Source organism: Methylosarcina fibrata AML-C10, assembly GCF_000372865.1.
Taxonomy (GTDB): Bacteria; Pseudomonadota; Gammaproteobacteria; order Methylococcales; family Methylomonadaceae; genus Methylosarcina; species Methylosarcina fibrata.
Genome location: NZ_KB889965.1, coordinates 3,088,223 through 3,101,482 on the forward strand (window position 1 = coordinate 3,088,223; position 13,260 = coordinate 3,101,482).

Below are 13,260 nucleotides of genomic sequence, written 5' to 3' on the forward strand. Positions count from 1 at the left end.
GAACCCCGGAGGACCCGGCCATGAACACCCCAGCGAAGCCCCTTTATTACGGCGATTATCTGAAGCTGAGCAGTTTGCTGAATGCGCAATTTCCGGAAAGCGGCCGTTACGGCCGGGAGGCGCACGATGAAATGCTGTTCATCATTACCCATCAGACGTACGAGCTGTGGTTCAAACAGATTCTGCACGAACTTTTGTCGGTGCTTGAGCTGTTCTCGGCGGTTCCTCTGGACGAAAAAAAGCTGCACGTCATTGTCCGGCGGCTGGACCGCATCATCCGCATCCAGCAGGTGATCAACCAGCAGATCGGCATCCTGGAAACGATGACGCCGCTGGATTTTCTGGATTTCCGGAATTTCCTGGTGCCGGCTTCCGGATTTCAAAGCCGGCAGTTTCGCGAGATCGAATTGCGCCTGGGCTTGTCGCATCATTTGAAAAATTTCGGTTTCGGACGTTTCACCGAAGAAGACCGCCGCCATCTCGAACGCGTGGCAAAGCAACCATCGCTGTTCGAACGGGTGGACGCCTGGTTGGCCCGGACGCCGTTTCTGGAATCCGAGGATTTCAGTTTCTGGCACAGCTACCGAGTCGCGGTGGCAAACATGCTGGCCGGCGACGCCGACATCATCGGCAACAATCCGCTCTTGAGCGAGCCGGAAAAAGCGCAGCAACTGGCCGAACTCGAAGCGACCCGGCAGAGTTTCGCCTGTCTGTTCGACCCGCAACTTTATGAGCAATACCGTCGACAGGGGAATTTTCAATTGAGCTACAAAGCCACGCTGGCCGCCCTGTTCATCCAGTTGTACCGCGACGAGCCCCTGCTGCAACTCCCGTTTCGGGCGCTGACCCGGCTGATGGACCTCGACGAGCAACTGACTCATTGGCGCAGCAGCCACGCCCTGATGGCGCAGCGGATGCTGGGCACGAAAATCGGGACCGGCGGCTCCAGCGGCCACGATTACCTGAGATCGACCGTCAGCGGCAAACGGCTGTTCGCGGATCTGTTCAACCTGTCGACCTACCTGATTCCCCGCTCTCAGTTGCCGGCACTGCCCGACTCCTTGCAGCGAAATCTCGGTTTTCAACAGGAGCGCCATTAACCGGGAGAGCGGCGGACGGAGCCTCGACACCAGAAACTTATCGCCTCCGACACGGTCAAAAAAATCGTTCCGCAACCTGTACCGGAGGCGCATCATGCCAGACAAACTGTTAGCCGATTTTGCCCAACGGCATCAAATTGAAACCTTGACCGCGCCGTCCCTGATCGCGCTCAGCGAAGGACAAAAAGGATATTCCATCGAAAAAGCCAGACGCTTCCTCCGCTTTCAAAACCGCATCGACCGGGAACTGCTCCAACACCGCATCATTACCGGCAACGCGTACACGGCCTGGTTCGAGCAAGGCGAACAGAGTCTGGCGCAGATCAAGGCGTTCGTCATTCAATTCTCGGTCTTTTCCAATCAGTTTCTGATCGCCCAGTTGAACAAGATGATTCATGCGGACACGCTGGAAAGCATGCGAGCTTCGAAAGAAATCCTCGCGAACGAGATCGGCGTGCGCTTCAAGTCGAACGCCTCCTGCCAGGACGATGAAAATCTCGGCTCGACCGAAGGCAGCATCGAGGGCGGCGTCTTTCATTTCGGCGCCGGTCATTTCGAATGGCTGTATCATCTGGCCAAAAAACTCGGCCTGTCGTTCGCCGACATCGGCCAGCCCAGACACGGTACCGACGCCACTCTGTTTTTCTGCAACGAACTGATCCGGCTGTACGGAGGCGAAGACTATCAAGTCTCCCAGGCCGCCAGCTACGCGGTCGAAAACTGGGCCGCGGCCGGCTTCTGGAAGCAACTGATCGAAGGTTTCCGGCGGTTTAACGAAAAGAACGGCACCCACCTGCCGCTGGGTTTTTTCGTCTGGCACGACCAGCTCGAATCCCAGCACGCCGCGCATACCCAGGAAGAGCTGGAAGAGCTTTATTTCACGCTCGATCTGGATGAAGACGGCTTTATCCGTTACGGCAACGAAATGCTGGACGGCGTCGCCGCGTTTTGGGACGGTCTCGACGCGCAACGGCGCGAACTGACGGCAGGCCGCTGATTCCTGCGCCCTCAACGAGAGAGTGGCGGCGAAATTCGCGCCGGCCTTTAAACGGAATTCTCGAGCATTCGGCCAAATACGTCCGCTTCGAGCGGCTTGGCGTAAAAATAGCCCTGGCCTAAATCGCAGCCGTGGGCCAGCAAAAAACGATGCTGTTCTTCGGTTTCCACGCCTTCGGCCACCACCTGCAACCCCAGGCTGTGCGCCATGTGGATGATGGCATGAACGATGGCGGCATCGTGCCTGCTCTCCGGCAGACCGGCCACAAAGGATTGATCGATTTTGAGCTTGTCGACCGAAAACCGGTTGAGATAGGCCAGATTGGAATAACCGGTGCCGAAATCGTCGATGGACATCCGCACGCCCATCGTCTTGAAACTGTGCAGCATGTCGAGCGTATTGTTCGCCTCGCGCATCAGGATGCCTTCGGTCAGCTCCAGCTCCAGGCATTTCGATTCCAGACCGGACTCCTTGAGGATGTCCTTGATGGTCTGCAACAGCGCCGGATTGCGGAACTGAATGGCGGACAGGTTGACCGCAACGCGGATCGCCGGCCCGCCCGGCCGCTGCCATAAGGTGGCCTGCCGGCAGGCCGTGCGCAAGATCCAGTTGCCGATGGCATTGATGCGCCCGGTCTCTTCGGCCAGCGGAATAAAAACGGCAGGAGAAACGACCCCCAGTTCGGGATGCTGCCAGCGCGCCAGGGCTTCGCAGCCGACCACCGCCCGATCGGACATGCGAACCTGCGGTTGATATACCAGCCGCAGTTCCATCCGCTCCACCGCCTTATTCAGCGCATTGCCCATGATCAGCCGTCGTTCCGGCTCCTTGTCGAGTTGGGCCGAATAGAACTGGTAGTTGTTCCGACCTTCGTTCTTTGCCGAATACAGCGCGCTGTCCGCGTGTTTCAGCAAAGTCACGTCGTCGCCGCCGTCGTCCGGATACAAGGCGACGCCTATGCTGCAAGTCACGTTGATTTCATGACATTCAATAAAAGCAGGTTCGCCGACGGTAGCCAGAACTTTATTGATAATCCGGTAGACGTCTTCCTTTTTGCCCAGTTCCGCCAGAACGATGACGAATTCATCGCCGCCCTGGCGGGCCACGGTATCGGTTTGCCGAACACAATCCCGAAGACGCTGCGACAACAGTTTGAGCAGAGCATCGCCGACAAAATGCCCCAAAGAATCGTTGATCAGTTTGAAGCGGTCCAGATCCAGAAACAACAAGGCGGTTTTGTACCGGTTCCTGCCAGCCTGGTGGATGGCCTCGTTCAGACGGTAGCGCAGCAAGGTCCGATTCGGCAGATCGGTCAACGGATCGTGGTGAGCCAGATGTTCGATGTTTTTCCGCGCCTGCTCGTGTTCGGTCATGTCGCTGAAAATGCCGACGTGAAACAAAATTTCGCCTTCCGTTCCTCGCACCAGACTGATGAACAGCCATTCGGGAAAAATCTCTCCGTTCTTGCGCCGGTTCCAGATTTCGCCCTGCCACTGCCCCTGGGTCAGCAACGCATTCCATAGCCGCTGGTAAAAAGTTAAATCCTGACTGCCCGATTTCAATACACGGGGATTTTTGCCCGACACTTCTTCGAGGCGGTAGCCGGTGATTCGGGTAAAGGCGGCGTTGGCGGAAATGATCCGGTTTTCGGCATCGGTCACGAAAACGCCTTCGACCAGGTTTTCCACGATATGAGAGTGCAACCTCAGTTGCTCGTTAAGCTGCTTTTCGGCCTGGACGTTACGCAGCAGAATCAGCAATGCATGTTGTCCCCGATAAGTGGCGTAAGATGCCGTCACCGTAACGCAGGCGCCGTTGGTCAACACAATATCGGGAAAATCCTGCGACGAAAACTCCGCTTGCAGGTCCAGAAGACTCAGCAATCGGTCGCATTGTTCCTTCGGAAAAATATCGCCGAGCTGCATTTGACCGGCCGCTCCGGAAATGACGTTAAACTGTTTCAACAGCGCAGGATTATTCAATAATATGCGGCCGTCCCGATTGACGATCATGATGCCGTCGCTGCTGTGGTCGGCCAACTGAAACAATTTGCGCTGCGTGGCCTCCAGTTCCAGGCGAACTCCTGTCAGGGAAGCCTGAGCGCGGTCGAGGCGGAGCCTGGCGCTTTCCAGCTTCTTGCCCAGGCGTCCGGCATAGCCCGACAGAAACGCCGTTTCGTCGAGAGAAAGACGGGGCGCCCCACTCCGTCCGGAACTTTTCGACGCCACCGCATCCAGTTCCAGTAAAAATTCTTCCGGCGGCGTGGGCTTGATCAAAAACCGGTCCGCGCCGATTTGCAAGGCAAACTTGATGTCCTCGGGCTGCGTGAAAGTGGCCGAATAAAAAATAAAAGGAATGCCGGCAAGCCGCGGATTTTTTTTGACCTGGTGGCAGAACATGAAACCGTCCATCTGCGGCATCATGATGTCGGAAACGATCATATCGAAGGACTGCCGATCGAGCAGCTCCAGCGCCGCCTCGCCGTCCGTCGCGGTCGTGATTTGATGTCCTTTGGCCTTCAGCAGGGTTTCCAGCAAATAGCGGGCTTGCTCGTTGTCGTCGACGTACAGAATCTTCATGGCAAAAATTGCTTGATTTGTTCAATAAACTGTTCCGGTTGAATCGGCTTGGCAATATAGGCCGACACGCCCGCAGCCTGAGCGGCCCTGCGGGAAGATTCGGTAGCGAAAGAGCTGACGGCAATGATCGGAATACCGCAGGTTTCCGGCTCCTGTTTGAGACGCCGGGTCGTTTCGAAGCCATCCATTTCCGGCAATTGGATGTCCATCAAAATCAGGCTCGGCCGTTCGGCTTTGGCCATGACCAATCCCTGAACGCCGCTGTTGGCGCTGAGCGTATTCATCCCTGCGTGTTTGAGCAGATATTCCATCAAATACAGATTCTTCTCGTTGTCCTCGATGATCAGCACGGTCTCAACCATATGTTTAAAGTCTCTTTTCGTAGCACTAAAAAATCCGCCGTCCGGATGGAATACCCGCAGACCGGCCGGATAACACTTTTCACCGCAGCGTTGCCGCCGGTGCCGGCAAAGCGGGAAACTGACGCGCAGGCGTCGGTTCTTTCCGGCGAATCAACCGGGTCTTGAAAACCGGGATTTTATCCCTCTGCCGGTGGCAACGGTAAGGTAAAGCGGAAGTTTGATCCTTTACCGTATTCGCTGTCGACCGAAATTTCGCCGCCCAGCATTTCCACCAGTTTCCTGCACAAGTACAGGCCGAGGCCCGCGCCTTCATAAGCGCGCCGGGCCGAACCGTCCACTTGCTGAAAGGCCTGGAACAGCATGCCGATGTTTTCGGGCCGAATGCCGATGCCCTGGTCGCTGACCGTGATTTGCACCGTATGCGCCGACGGCGTGCAACTCACGACGACGTCGCCGTGCTCCGAAAACTTGACCGCATTGTTGACCAGATTGAGCAGAATTTGAAAAATCTTGCGCCGATCGGTCGTTAACAGGACCGCTCCGGCAGAGCAATCCGCACGCAAACGGAGCGATTTCCGGGAAGCCAGCGGCGATACCACCCGAAAGGTTTCCGCAATGACCTCGGCCAGATCGAAGCTCTCGACCGACAGCTCGTCCCGCCCGCTTTCGATGCGCGACAAATCCAGCAAATCGTTGATCAGATGCAGCAAATGCTGGGCGGAATCGTTGATCATGCCGAGCTGCTTCTGCTGTTCTTCGTTCAAGGGCCCCGGTATGCCCATGCGCAGCACGCCGGTAAAGCCGATGATCGAATTCAGCGGAGTGCGCAATTCGTGACTCATCGCCGAAAGAAAGTTGGTTTTCAGGCGATCGCTCCTCTGAATGGCTTCATTGGCCAGTTTGAGATTCTGATTGTTGGTTTCCAGTTCCGAATTCAGCCGATTCAATTGCTCCGAGTAGCGGTCGCGCACGATCAGCTCGCGGTTCATGGTCCGGATGAAAAAAACGCTTAACAGCGCCAGCAAGACCAGCACGCCGACGTCGAAGTAAAAGGTCTGCCGGTAACTATCCGTAAGCTTTTTTTCGCGAGCGGCGAGCAAGCGCTGCTCTTCCTGTATCAGCTCGTCGATCGCTTTGCGCAGAACCTGATTGATTTGCAAGCCGTGCCCCTCGGCCATGCGCGCTTCCGCTTTCCCGGAATTTTGCGCATAGAGCTCGTAATGAAGCCGGCTCTCCCGAAGGCGCCGCTCCAGAACGGGCTTCAGCTCGGCCAGCTTCTTTTGCTGAGCCGGATTATCGGCGGTCAATTGCAGAAGGCGGTCGTGCTGGGGCCACAGCGTATCGAGCATTGTCTGAAAAGGCGGCAGATAATCGGCCTTTCCCGAAAGAAGATAGCCCCTCATGCCGTTGGAGCCGTCGATGGCCGTCTGCAGGAGTTTATTCAATCCGTCCTGCACGGAAAAAGTATGTTCCACCCAATACTGGTTTTCCAAAAGATGCTTATGCTGATTCTGTAGCGCGAAAAACAGGGCCGACACCGACAATAAAGCGACCATCGCGAATCCGCCGACTTTGTACGAAAATTTTCTGCGTTGCCTGTTTCCTATCCGCATGGGGTGTTCGACAAAAAGAGTTCTATGAAGATCATACTAAAACCTTGGATCAGTTGCTGTTATTCAAACAGCTTTTAAAACATTGTCAATATTTAAAATCCGAATAATGCTGTCTACTGTCCATGTTCCGGCGCCGATGCTTGAGTATTCCGGCAGCCGGTCGACATGAGTTGCATAGACCGCGGGGATTACAGTCGCCGCATTCCGTTTGGCGTTCTATTAAAAAGACCTGTGAGGTTTTTGTTCTTTCGTTTCAATGCGCCTGCCTATCAGCAAGTAATCCGGATGAAACGCCGTGGAATTCGGGATAATCGAAGCCCGTTTGCCCCGGATTCCGCAAAGCTCCATCCGGGCTACTTACTTAGCAATAAGGGCCTTATGATGCAGTAAGGCACATGAACCGCACCCGTTCGCGATGGATGCGCTTCGTACCTCAGCGGCATCCTACGCACAACGCCTTATTCACCATCTCGGTTTCGAAGAGCAAGCCAAACGTTTCCCTTTATGGCTACTTGCCGGTAAAATCTTCGTTTTTTGTTTTCAAGGGAGCAGCAGCCCGATGGGTAGAGCTTATCAGAACCGCAAGGTTTCCATGGCCAAAACGGCCGCAGCCAAGACCAAGGTCTACAGTAAATACGGCCGTGAAATTTATGTGTGCGCCAAAGCCGGGGGCATCGACCCGGCCGCAAATCTGACATTACGAGGATTAATCGAAAGGGCAAAGAAAGATCAGGTCCCAAGCCACGTGATCGACAAAGCGCTCGACAAGGCCAAAGGCGGCGGCGGCGAGGATTTCGCGCCGGCGCGCTACGAAGGCTTCGGCCCCGGCGGCTGCATGGTGATCGTCGACTGCCTGACCGACAACCCCACCCGTACGTTTAACGACGTGCGCCTGTGTTTCACCAAAACCAAATCCAAAATCGGCACACCCGGCACGGTCAGCCACATGTTCGACCATTTGGCGATTCTGGCGTTCAAGCACAACGACGAGGACGCCGTTCTCGAAGCCTTGCTGGGGGCCGACGTCGACGTCGGCGACATCGAAAACGAGGACGGAAAAATCACCGTGTTCACGCCTCAAGGCGACTATTTCAAGGCCAAGCAAGCGTTACTGGATTCCCTGGGCGAGATCGATTTCGAAGCCGATGAAATCCAGTTCGTGCCGAAAGGCAGCACGCCGATCGGCGGAGACGACATTGCGATGCTCGAAAAGTTTCTGGATCTGTTGAATGATCTGGACGACGTGCAAAACGTTTATCACGATGCCGAGTTTTAGAGCATTTTGGGTTCGGGTGTACGGCCCATCGGGTAGGAGCCGCCCGGTCCGGAATCACCGTCCGGACCTCGGCAAGACCCGCTTTAATTGAGGACGAAACTGTTTTCGATCAACCGTCCGTTGAGCTTCCCAGGTCTGGAAAGCGGGTCTTGCCGAAAACCGCCCCGGCCTGCAAACCGGCGCCCGCCCGCTCCGTTTTGTAAGTTATTTGTAACTTATCTTCATTCTCCCCTGTCTTACGTAATATCCATTAAGTTTCTTAATCATTAATCGAAACCCTACGTTAATGGAGATACAAGCGACCAGCCCGGCTGGACGGACTGCAAGCTTGCAGACTGCGCGACAGGTGCGCTAAAAAGGAGAGAAATCATGGCTAAGACTAAAAGTTTTTTGTTCGTGTTTATGATCGTGGCGATCACTTTCATAAACATGGTTATGATGCCGAAAACAGCCTCGGCAAGCCCATTATCTACCGGAGAGTCTCTGGACGTGATCATGGGACGCGCTTCCGCTTCGGCATTTTACCCGGAACTAGCCCGCTTGCGTCGTGACATATCGGCGGCCGATACGCTCGCCGAGGCTCGCAGCCTGGCCCTGGCACCTACCGACGAAGCCCTCGACGCGCTGCGCAACGCCCGCGCAATGCTGCCTTTTAACGAAGACCTGCGGCTGGCCGAATCCCGGCTCGGCGATGCCCGCTCGCGCATGGAGCAGGCCGGAACGCCGGACCAGGTGGCCGACGAATTGTCCGGACTCATGGTCGCCTGGCTCGACGACGACAAAGCCGCGGAAGTGAACGTGGGAGATGCCGGATGCAATTATTCCACCGGAGAAATCATCGCCATCGTCATCGGCCTGATTCTGGGCATTATCCCCGGATTGATCCTGCTCGTCGTGCTCTGTTGACGGGCTGCCGCCCACCGAAAGGAATATCAATCCAGCCGATCCTTTAACCGCTCGTACTGCTCCAGCGCTTCGGGATTGGCCAGAGCGTGCCGGTTTTTTACCGGGTGCCCATGCAGAATGCAGCGCACCGCCAGCTCGGCGATTTTGCCGTTCCGGGTCCTGGGAATGTCGGTCACCTGAAGGATTTTTGCCGGCACGTGATGAGGCGAAGCATTCTGCCGGATCCGTTGCCTGATCTTCATCGCCAACGATTCGGTCAACTCCGCTCCGGGACGCAGGATCACGAATAAGATGATCCGGCAGTCGCCGTCGATTTCCCGTCCGACCACCAGGCTTTCCAGAACCTCGTCGATCTGCTCCACCTGCCGGTAGATCTCGGCGGTGCCGATGCGTATGCCGCCGGGGTTCAGCACCGCATCGGAGCGGCCGTAGATGATCATGCCGCCGCTTTCGGTCAACTCGACATAATCGCCGTGCCGCCAGACACCCGGATAGTTGTCGAAATAGGCCGCGCGGTACAGCTTCTGATCGGGATCGTTCCAGAAACCGACCGGCATCGACGGAAACGGCGACTTGCAGACCAGCTCGCCTTTCTCTCCACGCAAGCACCGGCCGTTCTCGTCGTAAACATCAACGTCCATGCCGAGCCCGCGGCACTGGATTTCTCCCCGCCGCACCGGCAGGATCGGGCAGCCGAGCACGAAACAGGAAATGATGTCGGTGCCTCCGGAAATCGACGACAGGCAGACGTCGTCTTTGATCGAGCCGTAGACGAAATCGAACGATTCCGGAGCCAAAGGGGATCCCGTGGATAAAATCGTCTTGAGCGACGACAGATCGTGGGTTTGTTTGGGATGAATCCCGGATTTTTTGACCGCGTCGAGGTATTTGGCGGATACGCCGAAGACGCCGATCCCGAACTCGTCGATCAGATCGAACAGCGCGCCGGCTTCGGGATAAAGCGGCGAGCCGTCGTACAGCACCAGTTCCGCGCCGGACGCAAGTCCCGAAGCGAGCCAGTTCCACATCATCCAGCCGCAGGTGGTGTAATAAAACAGGCGGTCGCCGGGCTGTACGTCGACGTGTAGCAAATGCTCTTTCAGGTGCTGGATCAGCGTGCCGCCGACGCCGTGGACGATGCCTTTCGGCGGCCCCGTGGTGCCGGAAGAATACAGGATGAACAAGGGATCGTCGAACGCCCTCGGCACGAACTCGATCGGCCGGTCCGCCGGAAAACCGGCCAGATAGTCCTGCCAAAGCACGGCGGGCCGCTCTATTCTGCCCGGCTCGCGGTTAAGATAAGGAACCCATACGGTTTTTTGCACCGACGGCAGCGCGTCCAGCAGCGGTTCAATCCGGTCGGTTCGATCGAAAGTCTTGCCGTTGAAAAAATAGCCGTCGGAGACGAACAAGATTTTGGGTCCGATCTGGCCGAAACGGTCAATAATACTCGGCACCCCGAAATCCGGCGAACAACCGCTCCACACCGCGCCGAGGCTGGCGGCCGCCAGCATCGCGATCAGGGTTTCGGGCAGATTGGGCAGGACGCCGGTCACGCGGTCGCCGGGCCTGACGCCGTCTTTTTGCAGCGCCTGAGCGAGCCGGGCAACCTCGCGGTAAAGTTCATTGTCGTCAAACCGGCGGGTTTCGCCGTTTTCGCCGCGAAAAACGAGGGAAAACCGGCGCCGGCTGCAGGGAATCAGCAGATTTTCCGCGTAATTGAGCCGGGCTTCCGGAAACCATCGGGCGCCGGGCATTCGCTTTGGATGCTCCAGGACGACCGATCCTTTCACTGAAGATCGGATGCCGGCAAAGTCCCACAGCAAATCCCAAAAATCGGCAGAATGTTCGATGGACCAGCGGTAAAGCTCGGGATAGCCGTTGACGTTGACCCCGTACCTGTCCCGCACCGAAGTCATGAAACGGGTGATGTTGGCGTTGTCCCGCCGCCCGGCCGAAGGCCGCCAAAGAACCGGATTCACGTTGTTCCCCAGAAGCTGAACACATGGCTGAGAGTAAAAGGGACGGGTTAAGTTCAGGCCGGCTTTATTCGTATTGGCTCAAACTTGATCGTACAATTTTCAAAATCGATCGCAACCAAGCCGTACAATTCGCTGAACAGCCGGCTTCGGCCAATTGCAGCCGTTCAGGTACGTTGTGCCGGGTGGCCGGTAATTGGCCAAACCGCGCCGCGCATCAGTGTTATTTTTGACGGCATCAAATAATAATCCATTCTGGTGTGGTCAACCTTAGGATTTGAATTAACGGCCACATTTCTCATCGTAATTCATTAAAGAAAGTGTCTAGTTGACCTTGCGACTTCTCGAGTGCATCTCCAATTTCTGACATCGGTTTGATCAGTTTGAATCGCCGTTTTACACCTTGTCCTCGCCACGGCTCCTCTTCCAAAACTTTCTCCGAGAGCAATAAAGGCAGAAGTTCATCGAAAAACAATGTTGAATATCTATTTCCGAGTCTGAGGCGAATGAAGTCTTCATCAACATAGGTATGCCGAAGAAATACTCGAAGAAAACGCTCTAGTAGTCAGTCAATTTAAATCAAAAGGATATATTGGGCTTGTAAGTCACTCTATAGTGGCATTGATGGTTACTGATTGAGGTCAAGCAATGCCAGCTCTTAAATACAAAGTCAATCTGACTGAAGACGAAAAGCGTGGCTTGGAAGCCATGATCAACAAAGGAAAAGCCGCGGCACGCCATCTGACACGCGCGCGAATTTTATTAAAAGCGGCAGCGGGTATTCAGGATAAAGACATTATCCAAGCTTTGGGTGTCTCGGAATCAATGGTGTTGACGACGCGCCAACGGTGTGTGGAAGAAGGCCCGGAAGCCGCCCTGAAAGAACGCCCCCGTCCAGGACGTGCCCCAAAACTGACGGAGAAGCAGGCCGCCCATATTATCGCCTTGGCTTGTAGTGAGGCGCCGACAGGGCATGATCACTGGACCTTGCGGTTGTTGGCGGACAAAGTGGTGGAATTAGCGTATGCCGACCGTTGCAGCTATGAAACCATCCGTCAGCTTTTAAAAAAACACTCTCAAACCCTGGCAGAAGCAAGAGTGGTGCATTCCCGAGGTGAGTGCTGAATTTGTCGCGGCGATGGAAGACGTGCTGGACCTTTATGAAGAACCCTACGATCCGTTGCGCCCGGTTGTGTGTTTCGACGAAAGTCCGAAGCAACTCATTGCGGAAGTCCGCCAACCTCTCCCGCCTGAGCCCGGTCAACCGGCCCGCTATGACACCGGCTATGAACGGAAAGGCGTCTGCGATTTGATGATGATCTGCGAACCTAAACGCGGTTTTCGGCAGGTGGACATCACCGCGCGGCGGACCAAAATCGAATTCGCGCACAGCATGAAGCATATCGCTGAACTTTATCCGGACGCGGCGGTGATCCGGGTGGTGCTGGACAATCTGAATACCCATAAAATGGCGTCTTTGTATGAAGCCTTTCCAGCAGAGCAAGCCCGTGAATTGGCGCGACGGCTGGAGTTCCACTACACGCCCAAGCATGGCAGTTGGCTAAACATCGCTGAGATCGAACTGGCCGTCTTGTCGAACATGTGTTTATCACAGCGGATACCGGACACAGAGAGCCTCCGGCGTGAGGTCGAAGCCAATATCCTACCGCGCAACACCAAGGCGACGCCCGTCAATTGGCGATTTACGACGCAACAGGCACGACGTAAACTGGCTCGCCTGTATCCTTGTGTTTCTTCGTGACTGACTACTAGTAACTTAACACGGTTATCCGGTGCCTCTAAAGGTTCAACTTTTTCGTCATTCTCACCAAGAGATGCGCCGACTTTTCGCAAGGTCTCTAAAATAAGTTTTGGATCGAATATTTGCTCTTCATCGGGTCTCGTTATTAGTGAATTAATCTTGCATTCAACGAAGGTACACCCTGTTAAAGACTCTGAAGTGTCTAGTTCAAGGCGCTCAAACTCACAATTCGTGAACTCAACCTTTAATTGGGTATTTCTTGATAGTAGCGTTGGCTGAAAATGGCAGCTATCAAAGTGAATGTGCCGAAGTGCACGTTCGGTAAGCGCCCCAACAGAAAATATCATTCCTTTAAGGTTTACTTCGTTTTCCTTTGTCTGTGTGCACTCTGCAAGACGAATTGCCAAAGAACCACAGTTCTCTTTACAAAACGAAAAGCTGATTTCCGACTGGTTGATACTTACTATCATTTGCAACGCTTCTTCTAAATTGGCATTATGCCTAACCATGTATTGAATCGACTGCTCAAGAGTTGCCGTCGGAACAAGATTTACGGAAAGGAAAGTATGAAGTTCTGTACGAGAACTACCACTCAGAATATGTCCGAGAGCTTCCCCTAGATAAAAACTCAGGAAATCTTCATGATCGAAGCCAACGCCTTGGCCACGAGATGTTTCGGTTGACAA

9 protein-coding genes are annotated in these 13,260 nt (G+C 55.0%); 5 read left to right on the top strand and 4 right to left on the bottom strand.

From position 1 onward, the window contains the following. The first annotated feature begins 20 nt into the window (after positions 1 to 20). Together A3OW_RS0114565 and A3OW_RS0114570 are read left to right on the top strand one after the other, a co-directional pair. Entirely contained in the window at positions 21 to 1,100 is a 1,080-nt protein-coding gene (locus A3OW_RS0114565) for a tryptophan 2,3-dioxygenase family protein (protein WP_020564184.1), read from the top strand. 94 nt (positions 1,101 to 1,194) lie between these two features. After that, positions 1,195 to 2,097: a hypothetical protein gene (locus A3OW_RS0114570; protein WP_020564185.1), complete on the top strand. Its 903-nt coding sequence runs from the start codon at positions 1,195 to 1,197 to the stop codon at positions 2,095 to 2,097. Between the two features lie 47 nt (positions 2,098 to 2,144). Here A3OW_RS0114570 and A3OW_RS25100 read toward each other — a convergent pair whose 3' ends face one another. From A3OW_RS25100 to A3OW_RS26520, 3 genes are all read right to left on the bottom strand, one after another. Next, the gene (locus A3OW_RS25100) at positions 2,145 to 4,676 is read right to left on the bottom strand and encodes a two-component system response regulator (protein ID WP_020564186.1); all 2,532 of its coding nucleotides are present in this window, start codon (positions 4,674 to 4,676) and stop codon (positions 2,145 to 2,147) included. Then, positions 4,673 to 5,038 carry a response regulator gene (locus A3OW_RS0114580; protein WP_020564187.1) on the bottom strand — a complete coding sequence of 122 codons (366 nt, stop codon included), beginning with the start codon at positions 5,036 to 5,038 and terminating at the stop codon, positions 4,673 to 4,675. The genes A3OW_RS25100 and A3OW_RS0114580 overlap by 4 nt, the downstream gene beginning before the upstream one ends. Positions 5,039 to 5,214: 176 nt before the next feature. After that, a complete protein-coding gene (locus tag A3OW_RS26520; RefSeq protein ID WP_198291323.1) occupies positions 5,215 to 6,594 on the bottom strand; it encodes a sensor histidine kinase in 1,380 nt (459 codons plus the stop codon). A 616-nt stretch (positions 6,595 to 7,210) separates the two neighbouring features. Here A3OW_RS26520 and A3OW_RS0114595 point away from each other — a divergent pair. Together A3OW_RS0114595 and A3OW_RS0114605 are read left to right on the top strand one after the other, a co-directional pair. Beyond that, on the top strand, positions 7,211 to 7,927 hold the full coding sequence (locus tag A3OW_RS0114595; protein ID WP_026223621.1) for a YebC/PmpR family DNA-binding transcriptional regulator: 717 nt from the start codon (positions 7,211 to 7,213) through the stop codon (positions 7,925 to 7,927). Positions 7,928 to 8,296: 369 nt separating this feature from the next. Then, on the top strand, positions 8,297 to 8,833 hold the full coding sequence (locus A3OW_RS0114605) for a hypothetical protein (protein ID WP_157385905.1): 537 nt from the start codon (positions 8,297 to 8,299) through the stop codon (positions 8,831 to 8,833). 26 nt (positions 8,834 to 8,859) lie between these two features. On the opposite strand, the gene A3OW_RS0114610 is transcribed toward A3OW_RS0114605, so the two are convergent. Beyond that, positions 8,860 to 10,815: an acetoacetate--CoA ligase gene (locus A3OW_RS0114610; RefSeq protein WP_020564193.1), complete on the bottom strand. Its 1,956-nt coding sequence runs from the start codon at positions 10,813 to 10,815 to the stop codon at positions 8,860 to 8,862. 645 nt (positions 10,816 to 11,460) lie between these two features. On the opposite strand from A3OW_RS0114610, the gene A3OW_RS27200 reads away from it, so the two are divergent. Continuing rightward, positions 11,461 to 12,574 (top strand): IS630 family transposase gene (locus A3OW_RS27200; protein ID WP_085984322.1). Its coding sequence is split into 2 segments (ribosomal slippage): positions 11,461 to 11,888 and positions 11,887 to 12,574, totalling 1,116 coding nucleotides; the frame shifts between segments, so codons are not numbered across the junction. Positions 12,575 to 13,260 lie beyond the last annotated feature (686 nt).